Below are 25,124 nucleotides of genomic sequence, written 5' to 3'. Positions count from 1 at the left end.
GAAGAAAGGAGCTTTCTTGTGAAAAAAGTCTTAACGATGATAGGGAATATTGCGCTGTATCTCGGGGTCTTTTATGCGCTGCTCTATCTGCTTCGCTCCACTTACAATTACGAAGTGACACTGTCCTTCGCCAAGTTTCTGGACCGCAACCCGGCTATGTTTATGGCCGTGCTCTTTACGCTCATCACTCTAGTGTACATGCTCATCTTTCGAATCAAGGGCTGGATATGGCCGAATGCGGAGAGGAATTTGTTCCGTGCCGCAGGCTTCAAGAAGCTAAGCGCATCGCGCGTTCTGCTGATGATTGGGTTAGGACTGGCGGGAAGCTTGTTCAGCATCGGACTTATCGTCATTGACGACATTGCGAATCTATTCCCGTCCATCCCTTTTCTGGTCGACGATTTGATCAGAGGCGATTCGATTCTTTATGTCATTCTGGGAGCGGGCTTGATTGCGCCGGCATTCGAAGAAGTTTTGTTCAGGGGTCTTATCTTTGGCGAGCTTCGCAAAGTCATGCCTTTGTATGTTGCCTTGGTGCTGCAAGCCGCGGCCTACGCTTATTTCCAGCCTAGCGCTGTGCTTTCGGTCATTAGTATCGGATCGGGACTGATATATGGCGTGCTGTATTTGCGTACGGGGTCCTTATGGGCGCCGATTCTGGTGCAGAACACAGCTATGGGCACGATTTTCCTATTCAAATACGTTGGATTCTACGAATGGTACGACAAGCTGGGCGATGTTGCGCTGTATATCCTTACAGCATTGTTCTTGGCTGCACTGCTGGGAGGCTCCCTCTATGTATGGCGGACCTCGGGCAGCGGCAAGGATGGGCACGCAGTTCACACGCTGACGGCAGATGCGCCGCCGGTAAGGAAGGGGATCTAACGATATGAAGCCTTGGGCTATTATGCTGTCTCGCGTTGTGGTCATTATCGGCCTGTATTTTGCTTGGTTCTTCACCGTTACGACGCTGTTTTTTGATTATATTTATCCGTTAAGCCCATGGTTTGAGCGAAACACGGTTACGGTCATTATTTTGAATGATATTGTGGGTCTGCCGTTAATGGTTCTGGCTTGGCGCTTTTTGTTCAAAGGGAATTTGTTCAAGGCCGCCAAGTTCCGCGTTATGGATCGCAGATCGGTCGGGATCGCCTTGTGGATCGGGCTTGGAGCGGGGTTGTTTACCGTCGCCTTCTCCCAGCTTCCCGCTATCGCGTCGGATAAATATCAATTCCGTGAACTGTTTGATTATCTGAATCGTGCGGAATGGTATGTGTTCTTTACCTTTTTAATTCTCGGCAACATCTACAAGGAAACGTTGTTCAGAGGCGTTCTGATGAATGAGTTCAGCCGCGTATTTCCGGTCTGGCTGGCGATCGGCATTCAAGGCGTGCTGTATGGAGCCCTGTTTTTCTTCGGGGATATCCCGCTGTCGCTGTACGGGTTCCTCGGAGCGGTTATTTTCGCGCTGCTGTACGTATGGTTCAAATCCATATGGGCGCCGATTGCTGCGCAAATCGCCTGTCAGGGCAGCCAATATCTGCTCTGGCATTACGGACCCGAATCGGACAATGTAGCCGTCCTGTCTGTCGTCATGGCCATTGCGGCTGCCATGATTGCAGTCGGTATATTCTTCGCCGTGAAGCATCGCGGACGGATTGCCGCGTCGTTGCCTGACGAGGCGGTGACATCGGCTTGAAGGGTTTCCTGATAGCGGCAAAAGCCGTGCTGTATTTGGTCATCTATGCAGCGATCGTGATGCTGGTCAATCAAGCGATGTACAACTGGATCAGCGATCCCAAGCTTCACGACTGGATTGTGAACAACTCTGGCATCGTGCTGATTGTCTCTAATATCATCGTGCTGGCGGTATATATCCCGATATTGCGATGGCAAAAAATGACGCTGAAGGATTTGGGCTTTGTCCCGCCGCGCAGCGGTTCGTTCTGGCTAGCCGCCGGGACGGGGATATGGCTGGGTCTGTTTATCGCCACGTTTACCCGGTTGCCTTGGATCAAGGTTAACTTCCCGGCGATTGCGGATTTGGTCGCATTCGTAGCCGGAGGCCGGTTCATCATCTTCCTGCTGGGCAGCTTGCTGCTCGGTTCCTTGCTGGAGGAATGGCTGTTCCGGGGGATGATCTTCCATACTTTAAGGCAGCGCTTGTCCGTGACGTGGACGATTTTGATTCAGGCCGTATTGTTCGGCGCCGTATTTATGAATGTGACGGTGGGGGCGTTCGCGGCGTTAGGCGCTGTCGTATATGGCATTGTCCGCGCCGGATCGCATTCGCTCTGGGCGTCGCTTGCGGCTCATATCCTCAGTACGGGCAGCCTGTACATCTTACTGAAATGGTCGGGCGATTGGCCATCCGGCACGCTCGGCTTGCTGGCCCTGATTAGCGGGCTCGGCATTGTCGCGCATGCAGGCTTGCTGCTGCGCCGGTCTAATAGAAGCGTGGACAAGGGAAAAGCCATCAGCGGTACTACTACTAGCTAGGAGGGATTGGCGCCATGTTTCAACTGGATCTGCTGGATGCCAAAAAAGATCATGACACATCCGGGCGGAAAGGGCGGAGTGGAGGTTCCATCTCCGAAATTTCCCTTAAGGATATTGCAATTGTCGGGATATCCGCCAAGCTGCCTCGCGCAGAATCGCATGAAGCTTTCTGGGAGCTTCTGCGCAGCGGGCGAGATCTTGTAGGCGGATTCCCTGAATCACGCAAGGAGGAACTGAAGCCGTATTTGCGCCTCATGGAGGCGCAATACGGCTCCATCTCCTTTTTTGACGGAGCGTATTTGGACGATATATCTGGTTTTGATTATTCCTTTTTCCGGCTTTCACCCAAAGAAGCGTCGTTAATGAGCCCTGCTCAGCGGTTGTTTCTGCAGACGGCCTGGCAGGCGCTTGAGGATGCGGGGTATGGCGGAGATTCGCTGCATGGCTCGCGTACCGGAGTCTTCATCGGGCATAACGCAGATGCGCTTCATGATTATAAGCGGCTGATTGAAGTGCTGAACCCGGACGCTTTATCCATGGCGGCTCCCGGCAATTTAAGCTCTATGATTCCAAGCCGAATCTCGTATCTGCTTAATTTGCGGGGGCCGGCGATCAGCGTGGATACGGCTTGCTCTTCCTCGCTGGTGGCCCTGCATCTCGCTTGCCAATCTATTCGCAGCGGCGAATGCGAGGCGGCAATAGCCGGCAGCGTGAAGCTGAATGTGCTGCCGATGGATACAGGCATTCGCCTTGGCATTGAATCGAGCGACAACCGGGCCAAAACGTTCGATGAGTCGTCGGACGGCACCGGAATCGGCGACGGCGTTGTGGCGTTGCTGCTGAAGCCGCTAGCCCGCGCCCTGGAGGACGGGGATCACGTCTATGCCGTCATCAAAGGCAGCGCGATGAATCAGGATGGCAGCTCGGTCGGCATCACCGCGCCGAATGCGCTGGCGCAGGAGGACGTCATTGTACGCGCATGGCAGGATGCGGGCATTGATCCCGAGACGGTGACGTATATGGAAGCCCACGGCACAGGAACTTCGCTGGGCGATCCGATCGAAATCGACGGCCTTACGCGCGCTTTTCGAAGATATACGGACAAGAAGCAATTTTGCGCGATCGGCTCGCTGAAGACCAATATCGGCCATCTGGACCATGCGGCAGGCATTGCAGGTCTGCTAAAGGCGATATTGTCGCTGGTGCACAAGCAGATTCCCCCTACGCTGCATTACCGTTCGCCCAACCGCAAAATTCCGTTTGTTGATTCCCCGGTTTATGTGAATGACGAATTAAGCCCGTGGGAGACGGAGGACGGCGGAGCCAGAAGATGCGGAGTCAGCGCGTTTGGCATGAGCGGAACTAACTGCCATGTCATTCTGGAGGAAGCTCCGGCTAAGCGGCAAGCGGGACGAGGAGGCATGGGAGGAATCGGGACAAGGCAAGCTGTTACAGCCGCCGCATTGCAACCGGATTCCGCCGGGACAGAGCTGTTCTGTTTGTCTGCTCACAGCAAGACGGCACTGGAGCGGCTTGTACAGCTGTACCGGGACTGGGTTGTACAGCATAGCGACGACGAGAGCTGGAACCTTGCCAATGTCTGCTACACCTTGGCGGTAGGCAGAGGCGCGCACCGATACCGGCTTGCCATTGCGGTGAGCGGCCGGGAAGAGCTTGCGCAAGCGCTGCATGCCGCAGCACAAGGCGAACTGTCCGAGCTTGCGCTGCCTCGCGTTTATTACGGCGTAGCGGATTCACAGACGGCCGGGGATTTGCGCAGGCAGCAGGATGAGCACGAACGGGAGCTGGAAGCCGCGGAGCTCGGCCGTCGCTTTGCCGCCGGTCATACCATCGATTGGAAGAAGGTTTATGAGGGGAAACGCAGACAGAGGCTGTCGCTCCCGGCTTATGCGTTCGATCTTCATCGTTGCTGGGTGGAGGTGGATCCGCACGCAGCAGCGCTTCGAACGCCGTCGGCCATGTGGAGCGATAGGTGGCTGAACGAGGATATGCCCCAGCCGCTTCGTCAGGAGATAGAAGAGTCCTTCACCAGATGGCAAGCAGCACTGGAAGCGGTGCAGGGACGGTCTGAGCAGAGCGGCAAGCGCGTGTTGTTAACCGGGATGCGTTCCGGCCTGGCGTGGGAGCAGCGTGTCGCAGATGTATGGGGAGACTTGCTCGGCTACGCCGAAATGCCTGCGGATGCCGGCTTTTACGATCTTGGCGGTGATTCCATCATCGCGCTCAAAATAGTAAACCGGATTAGCGAGCTTGCGAGTGTCCGAATTCAGGTCGTGGATTTGCTGGCCCATTCGGATTTGCCGGCGTTTACAGCAGTTATTGAACAGCGGCTGCGGGAAAAGGATGCGGCTGCTTCTGCGGGCGGGGAGTCTTCCCGCCTTGGATCGGAGGGTTCCATTTCATCTGTCGCAGAGCTTGAGAACGAAGCCATACCGATGGCCGACTGGCAAGAGCATTATCCGGTTTCTTCGCCGCAGAAGCGCATGTACTTGCAGCAGCAGGCAATGCCGGATGACCGAAGCTATAATTTGCCCGAATTGCTGGAGCTTGACGGGGAATTGGACGCGGACCGGCTGGAGACTGTCCTGCAAATCATTGTGGAGCGGCATGAAACGCTTCGGACTACGTTCCATGTGATAGACGGACAGATCAGGCAGCGCGTTCACGCCAGCATCCCCTTTCAATTAGTACGGTTGGAAGCGGAGGAGCAGGAAGCCGGCAGGATGCTGCAAAGCCTGTATCAGCCGTTCAAGCTCGATTCGGCGCCGTTATTGCGCGCGGCATTGCTGAGGCTTGAGCCGGAGCGGCATATGCTATTCCTGGATATGCATCATATTGCTTCTGACGGCATGTCTGCGGGCATTCTGCTGTCGGAACTGATGGCCTTATACCAGGGCCAAATGTTGCCGCCGCTTGAGCTGCAATATAAGGATTATGCAGTGTGGCAGGAGACAAGGCTTCCTGCCGAAGCAGCGGAGCGGTATTGGCGAGAGCAATGCCAGGGAGACTGGCCGGTGCTGGAGCTGCCGACCGACTTTCCTCGACCGCCTGTCAAAGGCAATCGAGGCGAAACGTTCGAGCTCTACGTCGATGCCGATCTCATGGCGGAAGTCCGAGGCCTCGCCACGCGGTCAGGCGCAACGCCGTTTATGGTGCTGCTGGCGGCGTACTACACGTTCCTCGCCCACTACACGGGCGCCGAGGATATCGCCGTAGGAACGCCGATTGCGGGACGGTCGAGGCGCGAGCTGGAAGCGGTGGCGGGCATGTTCACCGGCACACTGGTCCTGCGCGCTTATCCTGAGGCGAATAAGCCGTTCAAGGCTTTTTTGAATGAAGTGAAAGAGATAGCCACCGGAGCATATGCGCATGCGGATTATCCGTTTGAGGAAATGACGCATTGGATGGATAGAAGGGATGCCAGCAGAAGCCCGTTGTTCGACACGATGTTTATCATGCAAAACTTAGGCATTCCGGCTTCTTCGACGGAAGGTTTGTCGTACCGCCATAAGCGATTCGAGCATGGCACGGCCAAATATGATTTGATGATTCAAGCAGTGGAAAATGGCGATCGATTGCGCCTTGTCGTGGAGTTTAATACAGATTTATTCCTCCGCGCGACAGCGGAGCGGTTCATGAAGCATTATGTGCAGCTTCTGCGCAGCTTGACGCTCCAGCCAGGCGCTGCGCTAGGCGAAGCGGTCATGCTGACGGAAGAAGAGCGCAAGCAATTGCTTGCGGTTGGAAGGCGCGAAGCGGAATTCCCGCCTCCGCGATGCCTGCATGAAGTCTTCAAGGAGCAAGCGGCAGCTGTACCCGACTTGCCGGCCGTATCATTCGGCGGAGATGCCTTGACGTATCGGGAGCTGGATGCCCGTACGGATGCGCTTGCCCGAACGCTGCGTGCCAAAGGTGTTGGACGCGGCAGCGTGGTCGGGATTATGGCGGAGCGGTCCATACCGATGTTCACTGCGATGCTTGCCGTCATGAAGGCGGGAGGCGCTTATCTGCCCGTGGATCCTCATTACCCAGAGGAGCGCATCCGTTATATGCTGTCGGACAGCGGCGCGGAGCTGGCATTCACAGATGGCTCTCGTCCCGATGCGGCAGCTTGCGTGCCTGCAGCGCTTCACATGCTGGATTTGGCGGATGAAGCCCTGTATTCGAACGAAGAACATGCCTTGATCTCTTTGGCGCAAAATGCGGCAAGCGCAGATGATCCCATGTATGTGATCTATACATCCGGCTCGACTGGTCAGCCGAAAGGGGTTATTGTGCCGCATCGCAGCTTCTTCAACTTCGGACATTCGCTGAGGACGTTTTTTGACGGGCAATATGGAGCGGGGGACAGAGCATTAAGCCTGACTAACATTTCATTTGATGTCAGCGTAGCGGAGTTGTTTATGCCGCTTATGTTCGGCGCCTGCACGGTGCTTTATCCTGAGCCGAAGCATCTTGATCCGCGCAGGATAGCTGCGATTATAGCGGAGGAACAAATTACTTTTGCCTACATCCCTCCTTCTCTATTGAAAGAGGTAGCCCGTCTGCTAGAGCAAGAGGACGGCGGCATTAAGCTGGACAAGATGCTCGTTGGCGTAGAGCCGATCAAGGACGAGACGCTTGCGCTGTATACGGGGCTGAATCCCGCTATTCGCATTATTAACGGATACGGTCCGACGGAGGCGACGGTCTGCTCCAATATGTATGTCTATAAGCCGGGCGCTTACCGCGGCGGTTATGTGCCGATTGGCGGGCCGATGCATAACGTTCAGATTTTCATTTATGGATATGGCGGTCAGCTCGCTCCCTTCGGCGTAGCCGGAGAGCTGTATATTGGCGGGGACGGCCTTGCCCACGGTTATATGAATAATCCGGAAATGACAGCCAGCCGATTTCTGCCTCATCCGGAGCAGCAGGGACGCGCGATGTACCGCACCGGAGATATTGCGAAGTGGTTGCCGGACGGCAACGCCATGTATGTGGACCGTGCCGACCAGCAAATCAAAATCAGGGGCGTCAGAATCGAGATGGGCGAAATTCGCTCCCAGCTTCTCACCCTTCCCGAAGTGGAAGATGCGGCCGTAGTGGTCCGCATGCACGAGCATGGCGAGAAGGAGCTATGCGCGTATGTGGTAGCTTCCGATAAGCTACCATCGCGAGAGTGGAGAAGGAAACTGAAGGATAAGCTCCCGGAAGCGATGATTCCTGCTTATGTCGTGGCGATTGATGCAATCCCGCTTACCCCGAATGGAAAAGTAGACCGGCGCGCTTTGCCGGAGCCGGAAGCCCAGACGCGGGAGCGTTCGGAGCTGGAGCTGCCGCGCGACGAGGCGGAGGAGCGGGTTGCCGCGATATGGAGTGAAGTGCTTGGCGATACAATAGGGCCGTTCGGCATTTACGACGACTTCTTTGAGCTAGGGGGCCATTCCCTGAAAGCCGCTGTTGTCGCAGGGAAATTACAGCAGGCTACAGGCATTGAAGTGCCGCTCAGCGTCATGTTCGATCGCACGACGATTGCGGACATAGCTGCGTGGCTGCAGGAGCAGGACATCTCCGCAGCAGCGAATCAGCCGATTCCAAAGGTGGAGCGCCGCGAGTGGTATCCGATGTCGCGCTCCCAGCGCCGGCAATATATGATGCAGCTGCTGGCCGGTGAAGCCACGATGTATCATGTACCGTTTGTTATCCGGCTGCAGGGCAGACTCGATGCAGACCGGCTGGAAGCGGCATTCACGTCGCTCATTAGCCGGCATGAGAGCTTGCGGACGACATTTCATCTGACCGATGAGCAGTTCATGCAAGTGGTGCATGAGCCTTATTCGTTCCATCTGGAAAGGCTGCATCAATCAGCATGGTCCGTGGATGGGGCGGCTAGTGAAGACCGGCCAAGCGAGATGCCGGTGACGGATCTGATGGAGACGTTCAAGCGGCCGTACCGTCTGAATCAGCTGCCGCTGCTGCGGGCAGGATTGATGAGGCTGAATCATGAAGAAGAGTATCTGCTGCTGCTGGACATTCACCATATTGTGACGGATGGCGTGTCCTCCGGCTTATTGGTGAAGGAATTGACGGAGCTTTATTCCGGTCGCGCTCTTCCGGAGCTTCGTGTGCAGTACAGCGATTATGCGGTATGGCAGGAAGCCAGATTTACGGATTCTGTCTATGAGGAGGATGAACGCTACTGGCTGGACACCTTCGAGGGCAAGCTGCCAGTGCTGGAGCTGCAGACGGATCGTCCAAGGCCGCCTATGCAGAGTTATAGAGGCCACAGGCTTGCGTTCACCTTGGATGCCGGGACAACAGCGATGGCGCGAAAGCTGGCGCGGGAATCCGGGGCGACGTTATATACGGTGCTGCTGGGCGCGTTTGCCGCGATGCTGGCGAGATACAGCGGCCAGTCCGAGGTGATTGTCGGCACGCCCGCAGCAGGCAGGGAGCATGCCGATACGCATGGCATGATCGGGATGTTCGTCAATACGCTTGCGCTGCGAACACGGCCGGAAAACGGCAAAACGGTGCGCAATTATGTGGCAGAGCTGCATGATCATGTCCTGCAGGCGCTTCAGCGTCAGGCGTATCCGTTCGAGGAGCTGGTGGAGAAGCTGAAGCTGGATCAGGATAACAGCCGCAATCCTTTGTTTGATGTCATGTTTGTATTGCAGAATATGGATCGTGCTGTCATGGAGGGGGATGGCGTCGTATTTGGCGAGATGCCGTTCGATGCCGGAACCAGCAAGTTTGACCTGACTTTGGAAGCGGTGGAGCAGGAGCATGAGATTGAGCTGCAGCTGGAGTACGCCGTGGATTTGTTCCATGAGGACACGGCCCGCCGTATGGCGGGAAGCTATGCTGTGCTCCTGCGGGAGATGTGCAGCAATCGGGACGGGACGATCGGTGAGCTGGAGCTGATTAGTGCGGACGAGCGCGAGCAGCTGTTGGCGGTATTAGCTGGAAGGAGCGTGCCGGTACTGGGCGCGGACAGAGAGAGGAGCAATGACTGGATGGAACAACAAGCGCAAGAGGGGATATCGGAGCTGCAAGGAGACAGCGCCCGGGTGGTACCGCAAGCTACGGCAGAATGGATCGGAATTGTGCAGGAAGTGGAGCGTCAAGCTGCGCGTACGCCGGATGCTCCAGCGATTCAATTCGGCGCAGTAACGGTGACGTATGCCGAGCTGAACGAGCGTGCGAATCGGCTGGCTCATTCCCTTAGAGCACAGGGAGTGGGGCCGGAACGTGTTGTAGCGCTAATGGTCGATCGCAGTCCGCTTATGCTCATCGGCATATTCGGCGTGCTGAAAGCGGGCGGCGCATACGTAGCTATTGATCCGGCGTATCCGAAGGAGAGAATCGACTGGATGCTGGAGGATTGCGGAGAAGCGCTGCTGCTGACCGAAAAAGCGTATGCCGGGCAGGTATCCGGGGCGATTGTCGAGTGGTACTTGGACGACCCTGAGCTTTACGCTATGGACAGAGGCAACCCGGAGCCGCTTAATAAACCTGGGGATTTGGCCTATGTGCTGTACACGTCAGGCTCGACCGGACGTCCCAAAGGCGTGATGATCGAGCATCGCGGCTTGTCCCATTTCATCAGCGGCTTCAAGGACAGAATTCCGCTTGAGCGGGGACAGGGCATTCTGGCGATGGCATCGGTCTCCTTCGATATCTTTGTCGTGGAAAATCTGCTTCCGCTGACGCTGGGAATGCGGATCGTACTGGCAAGTGAGGAAGAGCGCAATGATGCCATCCTGCTGCAAGGATTAATCGCTGCTCATGGGGTGGATGTGGTGCAAATAACGCCATCCCGCTTTAAGTGGTGGAGGAACCAAACGGGTGAAACCGACGGCTTGCAGGGACTAAGCGTGCTCATGATTGGCGCGGAGCCGCTGACAGCGGATTTGCTGGCCAGGCTGCGCGCTGCAACGGGAGCCCGATTGTTTAATCTGTACGGACCGACGGAGACGACGGTCTGGACCTCGATCCGCGAAGTGACCGAAGGCGAGGATATTACGATCGGAACCCCGATTGAAGGCTCTGTCATGATGGTGCTTGACGAGGGATTGAAGCTGCAGCCGACAGGCGTTGTCGGCGAGATATGTATTGGCGGCGCTGGCGTCGGACGAGGGTATCTTAGCCATCCCGAGTGGGATGTAGCCTTTGTGACGAACCCTTATGCGCAGGGCGAGAGGATGTACCGTACGGGCGACCTCGGCCGCAGGCTTGAAAACGGCGAATTCGTCTACGCGGGCCGCCGTGACTTTCAAGTCAAGATCAGAGGTCATCGGATTGAAATCGGGGAGATTGAACAGCTGCTGCTGCGCCACGAGCAAGTGATAGAAACGGTTGTTACGGCTTTCCAGGAGGAGGACGGAGATTATGCGCTATGCGCCTATATCGTCCTGAATGATCCTCAGGCTGCGGAGTCGGAAGGGGACGATCACACCCGCAGGATGGTCGGAACGCTGCGCGATTATTTGGGGGACAAGCTTCCAGGGTATATGGTACCTGCTTTTATGATGTTTCTGGATGCCATTCCACTCACGCCAACGGGCAAGATCGACAGAAGGGCACTGCCAAAGCCAGGAGAGGCTGATGCAGGCAAGCGTGAGCTTGTTCCGCTGACGACGGATACGGAGCGCAAGCTGGCGGTGATCTGGCGGGAACTGCTGGGGACCGATGCAATCGGGGCCAAAGACAGCTTCTTCGAGCTTGGCGGACATTCCTTGAAGGCGGCTAGCATGGTGGGCCGCATTGCGGAAAGATTCGGCCTGCAAGTGACTTTGCGCGATATATTCATGAATCCGTCGCTGGAAGGTTTGGCCGCTTTGCTGGACAACAGCGGAACGGAAGCGGGCGAACGAATTCCGAAGCAGCCCGAACAAGAGCACTACCCCATGTCCCGGGCGCAGCGCCGCCAATATATGATGGGGCTCATATCGGGCGAGGCGACGATGTATCATGTTCCGTTCGCCGTCCATATGCAAGGAAAGCTTGATGTGGACCGGCTGGAGGCGGCTTTCCTCGCCATCATGAAGCGTCATGAATCGCTGAGGACAACGTTCCATCATGAGGAGGACGAGTTCCGCCAGCGTGTGCATGCGGAGCCGGTCTTTACACTGGAGCGCAACGCGAGGCTGAGAATGGCGGCAGTCAAGCTGCTTGCGGAAGGCGGAGACGAAGGGTTTGATAACGGAATCAGCATGCTGATGGAGCGCTTTATCCGTCCATTTGATCTGGGAAGCCTTCCGTTGTTCAGGGCTGGGTTGATCCAGCTTAGCGAAGAGCGTCATCTGCTGCTGTTGGATATGCATCACATCATCACCGATGGCGTATCGGTCAGCGTGCTGCTGAAGGAGCTGACGAGCCTGTACGGCGGCAACGAATTGCCGGAGCTCAGCGTTCAGTATCGTGATTATACGGTATGGCAAGATAGCAGAATCGGCAGCGAGGTTTACAAGGGACATGAACGTTATTGGCTGGAGGCGTTCGACGGCGAATTGCCTACGCTGGAGCTCAAGACGGACACGCCAAGGCCGGAATTGCAACGGTTCGAAGGCAATCTGATTTTGTTCACGTTAGATGCGGAGATGTCCGACAAGCTGCGGACGTATGCGCGCGAGCGCGGCACGACGTTGTATACGGTATTGCTGGGAGCCTATTCGCTCATGCTGAGCAAATGGAGCGGGCAAGAGGATATTATTGTGGGTACGCCGGTAGCGGGACGCAATCATGCGCAGCTGGAAGAGCTGATCGGGATGTTCGTCAACACGGTAGCTATTCGCAGCTTCCCGGAGGCGTACAGAACGATTGGCGATTATCTATCCGAGCTGCATGAGGATGTACTGCGGGCATTGGAGCATCAGGATTACCCGTTTGAGGATTTGGTGCAAAAGCTGGAGCTTGAACAAGACCGGAGCCGTAATCCGTTGTTCGACACAATGTTTATTCTGCAAAATATGGACCGTGTCGCATACCGCTCGGGCGGAATCGAATTTGAGCCGAAGGAATTTGACCCGGCGGTCAGTAAATTTGATTTGACGCTTGAAGCGGGAGATCGCGATGGCGCCATCGGATTCGTATTGGAGTATGCAACCAGCCTCTTCCGGAGAGAGACGGCACAAGCGATGATAGATGATTATCTAGCAATCGTACATGCCATGGTCGAAGGCGGCGGAAGCCGTAAAATCAGCGCAATTCTAGCAGGCCCTAACGGGGGCTAAACCTATCCATTGAATTGAAGGAGGCGGCAAGACATGAAGCAGTCGATGGAGAGAAAACCATTTAACGAGTTTTGGATGAACTGTATGCTAAATCAGGCGTTTTCTATTGCGGTGTCGGAGGAGCCCAGCTACAGGGATGCGGCTTATCTGAATATTTACCGTTATTATCCGTGGGAGGCCGCAACGGACAAGGACTTCCGCTATCCGACGATCGACACGCTGTATTACCTGGATAATCCGGCGAAGTTTCCTTTGTCGCAAGCGATCCGCTTTATTGAGCCCGGGCATTTCCGCAGCAAGGACACGGTGTTGGAGGAAATTAGGGACATGCTGCGGGGTGGACGAAATCTGAGCGTAAACGTCGATTTATATGATTGGCTGCCGGGCAGCATGGCATGGAAGAAGTTTCATTGGTATCATTATTCGCTGTTTAACGGATATGACGAGGAACGCGGCACCTTCTATGTCATTGACGATACGCTAGCGGGATACGAGGAGCATGAAGTGCCGTCGGAAAGGCTGCTTAAGGCGTATGGCAATGCTGAGTACAATGTGAATCCGAACTACATGGGACCTGCCTACTACGTATACAATTTACAGGACAATATTCAACCCTACGAGCTGAAGCTGGCCGAGGTGGTAGAAAATGCGGAGCGGCTTGTGAAGGAGCTTGGCGCATTTTCGATTGAGGGCATGTGGAATGTAGATCCGGACCCGGAGAAGAAGCAAGCCCATCTGACGTACGGCCTAGTCGGCGTTAACATTATATGCAACCGGCATGTCGCCAACACCTCGCTGCTCCGTTCCATGCAGGAGAAGAAGCTGATAAGCGAGCCGCTCTGCCAGTCGCTGTCCGAACAGCTCGGTGTAGTTCGCGACGGATGGGATCTGGTGAAGGACCGGTTTGTGACCGGCGATTTCGAGCGCGGAAGAGAACTGGAATTGGCAAACGATTTGTTCGCAAAAGAAAAAGCGTTCTGGACAACGCTTGCTGCAGGCGCTTAAGATCAATCGTTCAATCATGCTACCCGAGAGGCGGGCGTTATGATGGTCACTTTAATTTGTTTGCCTTATGCAGGAGGCTCCGCTCAAGTCTACAAACGCTGGACGGGAAAGCTTCATCCCTCCGTGCGTTTAGTCCCTGTCGAGCTGTCGGGCAGGGGAAGCCGGATGGGGCAGCCGTTCTACAGGAATGTAGCGGAGGCTGTACAGGATGTATTGCCCCTGGTGCGGGAAGCGGCGCTTGGCGGCGGATCGTATGCTTTATTCGGACACAGCATGGGAAGCTTGCTGGCTTACGAGCTGCTCCATGCGCTGAGAGAGGAGAATAGGCCGCTGCCAGTCGCGGCCTTTCTCTCGGGCAGAGGCGCGCCTCATTGCGAGCATGAACAGAGGCGCCGCATACACGAGCTGCCGGATGATGCGTTTCTGGAAGAGGTGAAGGGGCTTGGCGGGATGCCCGCCGAGCTGTTCCAGCATCGTGAGCTGCTGGAGCTGTTCATGCCCATCCTAAGAGCTGATTTCAAGCTGGTTGGCGAATACGAGGCTCAGCCGCGGAAGCCGCTGCCGCTCCGGCTGACGATACTTAGCGGCAAGACAGACAGCACGGTGAAAGGTTCATTGAGCGATTGGGAGCCTTATGCGGCAGGAGGCTGTGATCGGTTTCTGTTCGAAGGCGGACATTTTTTTGTGCATGAGCAGGAAAAGGATGTTGTGGCGCTGCTGAACAAGACGCTAACGCAGGTTCCTGCCTTACTATGATCCCGGAAGGAGCGTGACGGATGATGCTGGACAAACATGCGATATGGTTTCCGGGGCAAGGCTCACAGCGCGTCGGAATGGGGAAATCGCTGAGCGAGCGCTACGGGATCGTCAAAGAAACGATGGATGAAGCGAATGAAGCGCTTGGGCTGCGGCTGGATCGCTTGATGGTTGAGGGGCCGACGGCCGAGTTGACCAAAACGGAGAATGCCCAGCCGGCTATTCTTGCGCTTGGGGTAGCGATGTACCGCGTGTACAGCAGGGAGTGGGGATATGCGCCCGTGCTGGCAGCCGGACATAGCCTGGGCGAGATCACGGCATTAACTTGTGCGGGAGCCATTGCGTTCCCGGATGCGCTCAGGCTTGTGCGCAGACGCGGAGAGCTGATGCAGGGGGCTGCGGCTTCGGGCATCGGCGCGATGGCAGCTGTAAACGGTCTTAGCCCTGAAACGGTTGGGGTTGCTTGCTCGGTCATCAGCTCAGATGCTGCGGGCGGCAATGGCGTCGTGGTGGTATCCAATCTGAATTCAGCCCAGCAAACGGTCATATCCGGTCATCAGGAGGCCGTCAGGGAGGCATCCGAGAGGCTGATTCAATATGGCGCGGCCGTCATTCCTTTGCAGGTAAGCGCGCCGTTCCATAGTCCGTTGATGGCACCTGCCGCTGCGCAATTCGCGGAGGAGCTGAGCCGTATTTCCTTCGGTGAGCTAGGCTTTCCCGTTGTATCTTCCTTGACAGGCTTGCCTTACGGGAATGCGGGTGAAATTCCAGAGCTGCTGGCGAGAGGGCTGACTGACCCCGTTAATTGGATAGCGGTTGTCCAGTTTCTGCAGAGCCATCATATTACTGCCGCTGTCGAGCTTGGGCCGGGCACGGTGTTAAAGCGATTGTCGCAATCGGATCGTCTAAGCGTATTTGCATTCGATGACAGGGAGGATGAAGCGCATCTGGTGGCGGCGAGCCGGCAAACGAGCGCTTTTTCGATTGAGCTGCTGAATCGCTGTCTCGCGATTGCTACCTGCATCCGCAACCGGAACTGGAATACTGATGAGTACGAGCAAGGCGTTGCTGCACCTTACCGCAAGGTGCAGCAGCTTATCGAGCGGCTGCGCGAGACGGACGAGCGAGTTCTGGAAGAGCATGTGGCAGAGTCGCTCTTGATGCTGGAATCGGTGTTCCGCACCAAAGGCGCACCTGCCGAAGAGAGGGAGCGGCGGCTCGCAAGCCTGCGGGATGAGTTCGGATTGCATGAGCTGCCAGACTTATCATCTTACGCACCACAATATGCAAGCAGTCTTCAATAGGAAGGAGCTGGGGTATAGTGATCCGGCAAGCTCTAGATTGGGATGAACGAGATATAAGCGACAGCTCCGCATCACTGCCTGCTCCCGTCGAAATTCTGCAGGAGCTGATCCGCTTCAATACGACCAATCCGCCGGGAGAGGAAGCCGCATGCATCATGTATATCCGGCAATTGCTGGAGGATGTGGGCATCGAGACGCGGATTGAAGCACTGGATCCCGGCAGGCCCAATCTGCTGGCAAGGCTGAAGGGCAGCGGAGCTGCTCCTCCGCTGCTGCTGTACGGTCATGTGGATGTCGTCGGCGTCGACAAGCAAGTGTGGAGCCGGGACCCCTTCGGCGGAGAGATCCATGACGGCTTCGTCTGGGGACGGGGCGCGCTCGATATGAAAGGTGGCGTGGCGATGCTGGTGTCCGCCTTTCTTCGGGCACATGCCCGCAAGCTGCCGCTGCGCGGCGACCTTATTCTGGCGATTGTGAGCGATGAGGAAGCAGGCGGCGAATACGGCGCCTCCTTTCTGGTCAACCAACATGCCGACTATTTTAAGGATGTCCGTTACGCAATTGGCGAGTTCGGCGGGTTCTCATTCCATGCGCTCGGAAAAACCTTTTATCCCGTTATGGTGGCGGAGAAGCAGCTTTGCTGGCTGAAAGCGACGATCAGGGGAGACGGCGGGCATGGCTCTATGGGCAAATCAGGCGCCGATTGCATGGCGCAGCTTGGCCGGATGCTTCAGTCGCTGAGCCAGAACAAGCTGCCGATTCGCCCCCATCCGGCAGCCCGATATATGATTGAAGGCATGGCTGCTGCGCTGCCGATTCTGCCAGCCTTGCTCCTGAAGGGGTTGCTGCGGCCGCGGCTGGGCAATGTGATCTTGAAGCTGCTGGGAGAGAAAGAGAGCACGTTTGCCCCGCTTTTGCGCAATACCGTGAACGCTACCGTTGTTCGCGGCGGTGAGAAGATTAACGTTCATCCCAGCGAAATTTCGGTCGAGCTGGACGGCAGAACGCTGCCCGGCGTAACGCCAGAGCAGTTCATTGAGGAGCTGTATGAGCATGTGTTAGATACGTCTATCCAGCTTGAAGTGCTTCGCCATGATCCCTGTGCTGCCGCTCCCGATATGGGGATGTTCGGACTCTTGTCCGATGTGCTGAAGGAAGCGGACAAGGAGGCTGTACCCGTGCCGATGCTGCTGCCTGGGGGAACGGACGGAAGATTATTTGCGAGGCTCGGCATTCAAACCTACGGGTTTCTCCCCATGCCGCTGCCCAAGGAGCTGCAGTTCACCAAGCTGATTCATGCAGCGGATGAACGTGTTCCGGTGGACGCAATCGACTTCGGCACAGATGCGATCTATCGGGTGCTGGAGCGTTACGGAGAATAGCGGCGCACATGAGCAAAGCCCCCATGCTAGGAATGGAAATAGCGCAAGCTTTCAGGCGATATCAGCCTCGAAGCTTGCGCTATTTATTTAACTTTTATCAACTTTCTGCTTCACATGAACGTCTTTAACTTTACAGTCATTGGTAATTGCTTCAAAATAGGGTTGAATGGAAAAAGGTCCGCTGCATGTTGGCAAAGGGGGATTCCTGTGCATGTAAAGAAAATATTCCATATAAGCGGTTGGATTGTTTTCATTTTGTTTGCAGTTTGTCTATCTGTTTGGGCAGTGAAGGTTAACAGTAACGCACATTCAACAACGGTTCCATTTCCTTATACGCATACAGACCATATAGATCCCGAAACGCTAACCAACGAGATCCTGCACGCAATTGGATATCCGAATGCCGTTCCGATTGTCACAAAAGCAGATACGTTCAGAGTTGTATTATATAATCATCCCCATCAACAAGAGCTTGATATGAAATGGCATAGCTTAACGTCCAATTTCACGATTCGTATACCCGAAAAAAATCTTGGCTTATCCTATCAACTGCAAATTCTTCCAAGCGGGGAACTTCATATTTTATACCGAAATGAAATTAAATTTGATGGGCTATTCAATGAAATTCCTCATCCGACTACCGGTTATGCTCTGATCGACCTATTCCGTGCAATACGGGATTTCCCGGCCGTATCGTATCGTGAGCTTACTGAATATGGGGGCGAGAGCGCTGACTTATACACAATTGGACTTAATGAGGGGCTATTATTAGCTGAGAACTTTTCTTATAACAAGTATGGTCCTGTGGAAAATGATGAGCAGAGAGATGGAATTCCCTTTTTGGTATCGAATATGAAGTGGGGCAAGATACGTGATGCTTCTCTGGAGGATGACGATCCTATGCGTTACTACAGTTATGGAGGAGAAGGTGGAACAAACGTATACTATTACCCCGGAAGTTAGTCCAATTGGATTATCGAACAGAAGGCGCTAAATGATTAGCGCCTTTTTATATTTATCAAAATAGAGGTCAGATGGCGTTGACAGGAGAGTTTCTCAGAGTAACAAAAAAGGTTCCCGATCTGGTGAAGCCAGATTGGAAACCTGTTAATTACGTTATGGTGCGGTCGAGAGGACTCGAACCTCCACGGCTGTTACACCACTAGAACCTGAATCTAGCGCGTCTGCCAATTCCGCCACGACCGCATGTCATTTGACGTCAACGAAAATGATCTTACCATAAAGCTTGAATGCAGGTCAAGCATTTATTTCCTGATACTAAAAATAGTCGGGAATCAAAAAAGCCCGGGAGCAAAGTTCCCGGGCAAGGTTCAAGCATTAGTTAAACGTAAAGGTAACATCGGAAATGGACCATGGCTGGCCGGGGAAGAAGAAGTAATACGTGCCTTGCGGCAAATTATGAATAGGTATAGCTGAAATGACCGATTCCAAACATACTTGTTTGATTGTACAAAGAGCTGCCTTTGTAAAGCTTAACGTCATTATCACCCGGATAAGCGCCTCGTGTCGAGTAGCCGGTAATCGTAAGATCTCCTCCTCCTACAAGGGTATAGCCATAAGGGTATTGCAGCGCAGGTGTCGAAGCGGAAGCGGGCATTGCTAATATAAACGCCATTATAACTGCCAGCATGGTCAGCATAGCTCTTTTGGTTCTCATCGATCATCGTCCTTTCCAATCCGATATCTGAAGGGGATGTCTAGACAGATGCTGGCCAGCAAGGGGATGAAGAGGCGTTCACCTTCAAATTAAATCTAGCAAATAATGTAAAATTAGTCAATGAATATAAATAATTTCAAACTGCTCTTTTGGGACCGAAATAAAAAAACATGCCATATGAGTGGCTGAGTCTGATCTAATAAAAGCACAAAAAAACTCACCGGTTGCGTCTCCGCAATGGATGAGCTTATCATGCATGGTTGGTGCGGTCGAGAGGACTCGAACCTCCACGGCTGTTACACCACTAGAACCTGAATCTAGCGCGTCTGCCAATTCCGCCACGACCGCATATGTTACTGACGAACCTTATTGTCGCATGTTATTGGAGGACAAGTCAACCATTTGCCTGAAGTTTAAATTTTCAGTCTAGTCCCTTAGTTCAAACAAGCCAGCTTTTCATAATTCATTCCTGTAAAGGAAATAATAAGCGAGACATTGCAGAACCTATACTGAGAGAACAGGAGTCTTGCTCATGAAAATGAACCGGAACAACGGACAACGAAAGCAGCTAATTCAAGCACGCTTATTGGTGAAGTGGTTCATCGGCTTTCTGATGCTTGCGGCATCGTTGACGGCACCTGCAAGAGCTGACGCTTCCGTTATTCAAGAGTTGGCGGAGACGGGGAGCAAAGCTGCAGACAGCCGGAGTTTGGCTATCGTTATTGATGATTTCGGCAACGGAATGCCCGGCACAGAGGAGATGCTAAAGCTTCCGGTGCATATCACCGTTGCCGTTATGCCGTTCATGCCAACGACCAAAGAGGATGCGGAGGCTGCCCACCAGCTTGGACATGATGTAATTGTACATATGCCGATGGAGCCGAACAAAGGGCTGAAGAAGTGGCTTGGACCAGGTGCGATCACAGCAGATCTCAGCGATGAAGAGGTGCGAAAACGGGTTGAGGAAGCGATCGACAATGTGCCTCACGCTATCGGGATGAACAACCATATGGGCTCCAAAATAACAGCGGACGAGCGCATTATGCGCGTCGTACTGACGGTATGCAAGGAGCGCGGCTTGTTCTTCCTGGACAGTCGCACGACATTCAAGACGGTTGTGCCGAAGATTGCCGAGGAGGTCGGCATTACGCTGCTCTCGAACGATGTGTTTCTCGATGATGTGTACACCGAGCAGCATATCTCGAAGCAAGTATCCGTATTGCGCAAGCATCTGGAAACCCATGATAGCGCCGTGACGATCGGCCATGTCGGCCCCCCGGGCAAGAAGACCGCTTCCGTGCTGAAGCAGTCTATTCCTCGAATGCAGGATATTGCTACCTTCGTTAAGCTATCCGATATGGTGAACGAATCAATGAGCGACCCATTTATATTGCCGAATCCCTGAAGCAATGGCATGTGCGATTTCATTCTGCTTAGCCGGGTTGGTCAGCATGGCTCTGTCCTCCGCATTGCTGATGAACCCCATCTCGATAATGACGGAGGGCTGGTCGACGCGACGGAGCAAATAGAACGGCTCACCAAGCCGTGGTAGGCCGAGGGTTGCTTGCTGTCTGTTCAGCGCGTCTTGCAGGCAGAAGGCCAGCAAGGCGCTTTCCCCAGCATTCTGATGCAGCACAAGCGGCCCGCGCTTCGTGCTGTTTCGCGCGGCGTTCACGTGAAGGCTGACCAGCAGCTCGCTTCCAATCTCTTCGGTTAATTGTCTGCGCTGGGACAAATCCTTGCGATGGCGCGAGCGGGTATTATGCCATCTGTTCTCTTCGCTGAGCGCATAGTCGCCCGTCCGATTCATGATGGCGGGAATGCCTTGGCTTCTCAGCATGAGATAAAGCTTGCTTGCGACAGCAAGATTAATATCCTTCTCCAGGGTGGAGCCATGCGATGCGCCGCCGTCAATGCCGCCATGGCCCACATCAATAATGACGGTAGTATGAGGGAGCGTCCAGTTCTGCTCCTCGTCATAACGTTCGGAACGATCTTCTTGTGAAGCACTAGCCGCAGGGGCATATCCCCATATCGCGTATGTTAGCGCAATAAAACCTATGACAAGCAACCGATACATGATTGCAGCCTCCCGCATTCTGTTTATATTCACCAATCAGTCCACCATGACGAACTAGCCTGCCTTTACATTATCGTGGCTATTCAGAGGTAAACTCATGCATGGTTAGGCGCAAAAAGAATGGGGAAAGCTTTAGATAGCAAGACATTACGGGAGGTGACGGATATGGCGGGAGGCAATGATCTGGTTAAGTATATGACCGAACAATTGGTGCAATATATAGAGACGCCTGCTGAAGAACGGAAGCAAGCACGAACAACAGCCAAAGCGTTAAGAGAGCCTTGGCTGACGCGCTGGTTCGGATGGGGACCTGCAAGCTTGCTTATCTGGTGGCGCAGCAAAAACCGTACGGAGCGTAATTCTTAACGATAAAACTTCCCTTGCTTCGTTAGAAGATCAATTGGCATATAACGGCGGTCATCTGACTCTTCCTTGGTTAAGGCAAGATAAAGCTGGCCGCCTTCCCACGTATCATAGCCCACAATCGACCACACTTGAAGCAGCTTGCCCTCATAGGATTCCACTGTATAACGAATTTCTTTCTTTTCTCCAATCCACTTCAACAATGCGGAATATTTCTGATCAGTGAACGATATAGGTGCCTTCGTGAGCCACGGCAGCCGGCCATATGGATTAAAAGAGGGGATCACGGTAGACTTTTTCACTTTTGCTTGGGCTTCAGTCAAACCTGCAGGCGGAGAATGGTTATCCTCGCCAGTCTGATTCCATTCGTCATCCTTGCTGACAGGAAGCTGCTCTCCCGATACGGCATCGGCGTAATGGACCCTCGATTTGGATGTGATCCGCCAGGCTGCATGAAGGGGATGAGTGTATACGCGCTCCGCTTTGATCTGCTTATATATAAGTTCAAGCTGCAGCAGCGAGAGCTGCAGCGATTGTTCATTGAATAAAGGGTAAGACCCGGTACCGTATTCGCCCAGTTGGAAGCTGCCTTCCTCCGTCGCATGTATGACCAAATATCCGACGGAAGCTTGGGTGGTATTTTGAATAACGGCAAGCCAGCTATGTGTACCTGGACCAAGGGGAGATACGGAGATCGTTGTCCCCTGCCAGCTTTTGTATCCGGGTTTGGCTGAAAGCTCGTCCACCCAGAACTTTGCTTGTTTCTGCACATCAGAGCTTGCCGAATCGGATGCTTGTCCGGTCGTCGACGCGTCAGCCTGAAAGCTGCCGATTCCTGCGGCAAGATACCAGAGGATTAGTAGAGCTGCGATCCATGATTTGGATACGATTTTTGACATTTCGTCATCACCTCAATACTTAGTGTAGCGGACGGGCTCGAAAAAGGTTGTTGCAACCTGTCGCACAGCACGATGAATATTGAAGGTTTTTTTGCCGCAAAGATGCGATTCCCGTCTATTTCTTTTCAATTGATCCCCTCCAGATGAAAAACGCCGCAGTTAATGACGGAAGCCGTCACTCTCGGCTCGAATTGCCACCTTGTCTCGGCTTGGCGCTGCTCGTATTGCTCTTGAATGGCAAGCTTGTTCTCGTCTGTCGCATGCTGCAGAAGGGTCTTGTAATAAGCGTCGATTCGATCCAGCTCTTCTTGCAGCCTGGCGGAGGCGTCTCCCGCCCACGTATAATCATAGTTTTTCAGCTTGCGTTCCAGCGCTTGCTCTACAATCGCTTGCGCTTTGGCGAACGAAATCCCGTTTTTCGTCACATGAATATTGGCGGGCAGGCGGGGAGTAAGCCGCAGCTCCAGCAGCCGGTCATGGAAGTGATCGGCGCAATAGCCCGTTACAAGCGATACACCGAGGCTGTGAATTTCCTCGCGTTTACGGTCGCAAGCGAATTCCACCCGTATGTTGACGCCAAGCCATGCGGTATAGGGTGTCGAGCTGAACGGGCTTGCTCCCCGCTTGTCCGGCTCCTGGAACAAATAAACGAAGCTTCCGCGGGACTTCGCGGCGCCGAACAGCTGCTCCAGCTTTTGCGAGCCGAAGTAGACGTCTTGCCTGGGAATGCGCGGCGCATTGACCGAGCTGTTGATGAAGCCGAAGGAGCGGACAAGAGCCGCATCGGCAGCAGCGGCTTGGCTGTCCGGCGCTTCCGTTTTCTCTGGCGGAGCTTCGCTTACCAGTCCTGCCTCATACTTCTCCTTATCTGTGACGAACAGGAAGGTCATCGTCTCCGGTTCCGCGCCTACCCGGTCCACAAAGCTCCAATAATAGGGCCGATTGGTGAGCTCGCGATCAGCATCCGGAGATAGCTTAACGGTAAAGTGGGCTGGCGATTTCTCAATAATAGAGCAGTCCGTCGCCTCCAAATAACGGTTCACATACTTATGAATCTGTTTCGTGTTCACGGCTTCACCTCCACGGACTGACCGAGCTTATCCATCTTCACCAGAAGATCAGGGCCGGCGGAATAAGGGTTGTTGCCGGATGACTTCACTTCGTTGCGAATTTGGCTGATTGAGCTGCCCAAAGAGTTTAATTGCCGCTTCAAATCCTGGTCGTTGCCGGATTCCAGCAATACTTTGGCAAGCCGCTGCTCCAGCGATTCGCCGCCCTCCAGCTTCTCCAGAATATGATCCAACTCCCCGATGACCAGCTCGAATAGGTTGATTTTCTCATGCAGCAGATTAACGATATGTTCTTCAATTGTACCTAGCGTGCACAGGTTATAAATCTTGACGTCCTCAGTCTGTCCAAGCCGATGGACGCGGCCGATCCGCTGCTCCACCCGCATCGGATTCCAAGGCAGGTCAAAGTTGATCATATGGTGGCAAAATTGCAGGTTGATTCCTTCACCGCCGGCTTCGGTTGCAATCAGAATTTGAGCGCGTCCGCGGAAGAGATCCATCATCCAGTCCTTTTTGCCCCGGTTCATGCCGCCGCGATAGGGAACGGCCATCAAATTGTGGGAGCGGAAAAACTGCAGCAAATATTCCTGCGTCGCCCGGTATTCCGTAAAGATGATGACCTTCTCATTCATTTCCTTGATGAGTTCCATCGCTTTTTCAGCTTTCGTATTGGCCGTGATGCCTTTAATTTTCTCTACCAGCTCCCAAATCTTCGGACGAAGAGGGGAGTCTTCCGTTGTTTTCTTGAATAGATTGACTAAGGTAAGGAAGACAGCGTCCCTGCTGCTGCATACTTCACGCTGCAGCGTCACAAGCGACAGCATGCTGGTCAGATCGCCGCCGCTTTCATCGTACCGTTCCTTCACGAAGCCGGTTACGGCATCGTAGAGCGCTTTCTCCTCTGGAGAGAGGGAGAGCGGGATATTTTTGACGAAGCGCTTGGTGAAATGAATGCCGCCATCGCCTCTCCGGTTGCGAATCATGACAGAGGACAACGCTTCCTGCAGCTGGTCTTCGTTTTTCGGGAGCCGTTTGTCGACTACGAAGTTCGCGGCAAAATCACTTTGCCCGCCCAATTGGCCGGGCTTCAGCAGCGTAATCAGGTTGTACAACTCGTCCAGATCGTTCTGGATCGGAGTAGCTGTCAGCAGCAGGCAATATTTTTTGCGAAGCTGCGTCGCGAATTGGTAATTGGTCGTTTTTTTATTTTTCAGCTTGTGAGCCTCGTCGATGATAATGAGGTCATAATCGGTGCCAAGCACGCGCTCGCGGTGCGGATCACGCTTGGCTGTATCCATCGAGGCGACGACAATGTCATAGCCCCATGTATGTTCTTTTTTCTGGGCAACGGCGGAAATGCCGAACTTCTGGTTCAGCTCTCTCACCCATTGGAGCACCAGGGAGGCGGGTACAAGAATAAGCACGCGTTTCACGAGTCCGCGCACCATATATTCCTTCAGCACCAGCCCGGCTTCTATCGTCTTGCCGAGGCCTACCTCGTCGGCCAGAATGGCCCGGCCTCCCATTTCGTGCAGCACTTTGCTGGCTGTATCGATTTGATGGGGCATAGGTTCGAAGGATGGCAGGGTTCGAAGGCATTGTAGCTGCTCGAAGCTCTCAACCCGCTTCGCTTGCTCTGCTTCCATAGCCAGCTGGTAGAGTGTCCAATCATCCCAAGGGCCGTTGCGGCTCATCCGGTGCTGAAGCTCATCAAACCAGGAGCGGTCAATCTGCAGGTCGACATGCGGATGCAGCTTGCGTCTTGCGAATGTCGAATCGTTGTCCGCTGTGCTCTGCGTCTTAGAGTCGAAGGTCATCTTAGTGCTCCTTTCACTACTTACAGCGAT

16 protein-coding genes and 2 tRNA genes are annotated in these 25,124 nt (G+C 54.1%); 11 read left to right on the top strand and 7 right to left on the bottom strand.

Annotated elements, in window-relative coordinates; translation table 11 throughout:
* The first annotated feature begins 18 nt into the window (after window positions 1–18).
* The 9 genes from ACFVSO_RS08325 to ACFVSO_RS08285 all read left to right on the top strand — a co-directional run bounded on the left by ACFVSO_RS08325 (window position 19) and on the right by ACFVSO_RS08285 (window position 18,150).
* Window positions 19–885, top strand: coding sequence for a CPBP family intramembrane glutamic endopeptidase (locus ACFVSO_RS08325; protein ID WP_387472093.1), 867 nt, complete (start codon window positions 19–21; stop codon window positions 883–885).
* A 4-nt stretch (window positions 886–889) separates the two neighbouring features.
* Window positions 890–1,699, top strand: a complete 810-nt coding sequence (locus ACFVSO_RS08320; RefSeq protein ID WP_387472091.1) for a CPBP family intramembrane glutamic endopeptidase — start codon at window positions 890–892, stop codon at window positions 1,697–1,699.
* Window positions 1,696–2,499, top strand: a complete 804-nt coding sequence (locus ACFVSO_RS08315; protein WP_387472089.1) for a CPBP family intramembrane glutamic endopeptidase — start codon at window positions 1,696–1,698, stop codon at window positions 2,497–2,499. Before ACFVSO_RS08320 ends, ACFVSO_RS08315 begins: the two co-directional genes overlap by 4 nt.
* 14 nt (window positions 2,500–2,513) lie before the next feature.
* Window positions 2,514–12,740 (top strand): amino acid adenylation domain-containing protein, encoded by a 10,227-nt coding sequence (locus tag ACFVSO_RS08310; protein WP_387472087.1) that lies wholly within the window; start codon window positions 2,514–2,516, stop codon window positions 12,738–12,740.
* Between the two features lie 33 nt (window positions 12,741–12,773).
* The gene (locus tag ACFVSO_RS08305) at window positions 12,774–13,745 is read left to right on the top strand and encodes a cysteine peptidase family C39 domain-containing protein (protein WP_387472084.1); all 972 of its coding nucleotides are present in this window, start codon (window positions 12,774–12,776) and stop codon (window positions 13,743–13,745) included.
* A 39-nt stretch (window positions 13,746–13,784) separates the two neighbouring features.
* Entirely contained in the window at window positions 13,785–14,501 is a 717-nt protein-coding gene (locus tag ACFVSO_RS08300) for a thioesterase II family protein (RefSeq protein ID WP_387472082.1), read from the top strand.
* A gap of 20 nt (window positions 14,502–14,521) precedes the next feature.
* Entirely contained in the window at window positions 14,522–15,805 is a 1,284-nt protein-coding gene (gene fabD, locus ACFVSO_RS08295) for an ACP S-malonyltransferase (RefSeq protein ID WP_387472080.1), read from the top strand.
* Between the two features lie 17 nt (window positions 15,806–15,822).
* Entirely contained in the window at window positions 15,823–17,187 is a 1,365-nt protein-coding gene (locus ACFVSO_RS08290; protein WP_387472078.1) for a M20/M25/M40 family metallo-hydrolase, read from the top strand.
* Window positions 17,188–17,394: 207 nt separating this feature from the next.
* Window positions 17,395–18,150: a hypothetical protein gene (locus ACFVSO_RS08285; RefSeq protein ID WP_387472076.1), complete on the top strand. Its 756-nt coding sequence runs from the start codon at window positions 17,395–17,397 to the stop codon at window positions 18,148–18,150.
* A gap of 156 nt (window positions 18,151–18,306) precedes the next feature.
* Here ACFVSO_RS08285 and ACFVSO_RS08280 read toward each other — a convergent pair.
* The 3 genes from ACFVSO_RS08280 to ACFVSO_RS08270 all read right to left on the bottom strand — a co-directional run bounded on the left by ACFVSO_RS08280 (window position 18,307) and on the right by ACFVSO_RS08270 (window position 19,213).
* Window positions 18,307–18,393, bottom strand: a tRNA-Leu gene (locus ACFVSO_RS08280).
* A 211-nt stretch (window positions 18,394–18,604) separates the two neighbouring features.
* Complete coding sequence (locus ACFVSO_RS08275) at window positions 18,605–18,865, bottom strand: hypothetical protein (protein WP_387472074.1); 261 nt, start codon at window positions 18,863–18,865, stop codon at window positions 18,605–18,607.
* 261 nt (window positions 18,866–19,126) lie between these two features.
* Window positions 19,127–19,213, bottom strand: a tRNA-Leu gene (locus ACFVSO_RS08270).
* Between the two features lie 184 nt (window positions 19,214–19,397).
* Between ACFVSO_RS08270 and ACFVSO_RS08265 the strand changes: the two genes are divergently transcribed.
* Window positions 19,398–20,270 carry a divergent polysaccharide deacetylase family protein gene (locus ACFVSO_RS08265; RefSeq protein WP_387472072.1) on the top strand — a complete coding sequence of 291 codons (873 nt, stop codon included), beginning with the start codon at window positions 19,398–19,400 and terminating at the stop codon, window positions 20,268–20,270.
* On the opposite strand, the gene ACFVSO_RS08260 is transcribed toward ACFVSO_RS08265, so the two are convergent.
* Window positions 20,235–20,945 (bottom strand): N-acetylmuramoyl-L-alanine amidase family protein, encoded by a 711-nt coding sequence (locus ACFVSO_RS08260; protein WP_387472070.1) that lies wholly within the window; start codon window positions 20,943–20,945, stop codon window positions 20,235–20,237. The two genes, ACFVSO_RS08265 and ACFVSO_RS08260, sit on opposite strands and share 36 nt — an antisense overlap.
* Window positions 20,946–21,065: 120 nt before the next feature.
* Between ACFVSO_RS08260 and ACFVSO_RS08255 the strand changes: the two genes are divergently transcribed.
* Window positions 21,066–21,311 (top strand): YqzE family protein, encoded by a 246-nt coding sequence (locus tag ACFVSO_RS08255; protein ID WP_387472068.1) that lies wholly within the window; start codon window positions 21,066–21,068, stop codon window positions 21,309–21,311.
* On the opposite strand, the gene ACFVSO_RS08250 is transcribed toward ACFVSO_RS08255, so the two are convergent.
* The 3 genes from ACFVSO_RS08250 to ACFVSO_RS08240 form a co-directional block, all read right to left on the bottom strand.
* A complete protein-coding gene (locus ACFVSO_RS08250) occupies window positions 21,308–22,207 on the bottom strand; it encodes a hypothetical protein (protein ID WP_387472066.1) in 900 nt (299 codons plus the stop codon). The two genes, ACFVSO_RS08255 and ACFVSO_RS08250, sit on opposite strands and share 4 nt — an antisense overlap.
* A 125-nt stretch (window positions 22,208–22,332) precedes the next feature.
* Window positions 22,333–23,277 carry a YqhG family protein gene (locus ACFVSO_RS08245; RefSeq protein ID WP_387472063.1) on the bottom strand — a complete coding sequence of 315 codons (945 nt, stop codon included), beginning with the start codon at window positions 23,275–23,277 and terminating at the stop codon, window positions 22,333–22,335.
* The gene (locus tag ACFVSO_RS08240; protein WP_387472061.1) at window positions 23,274–25,094 is read right to left on the bottom strand and encodes a DEAD/DEAH box helicase; all 1,821 of its coding nucleotides are present in this window, start codon (window positions 25,092–25,094) and stop codon (window positions 23,274–23,276) included. Before ACFVSO_RS08240 ends, ACFVSO_RS08245 begins: the two co-directional genes overlap by 4 nt.
* Window positions 25,095–25,124 lie beyond the last annotated feature (30 nt).

The organism is Paenibacillus sp. NPDC057967 (assembly GCF_042887015.1).
In the GTDB taxonomy this organism is placed as follows: domain Bacteria; phylum Bacillota; class Bacilli; order Paenibacillales; family Paenibacillaceae; genus Pristimantibacillus.
The sequence above is the reverse complement of the archived record's forward strand: the minus strand, read 5'-3'. Positions and strand labels throughout refer to the sequence as shown.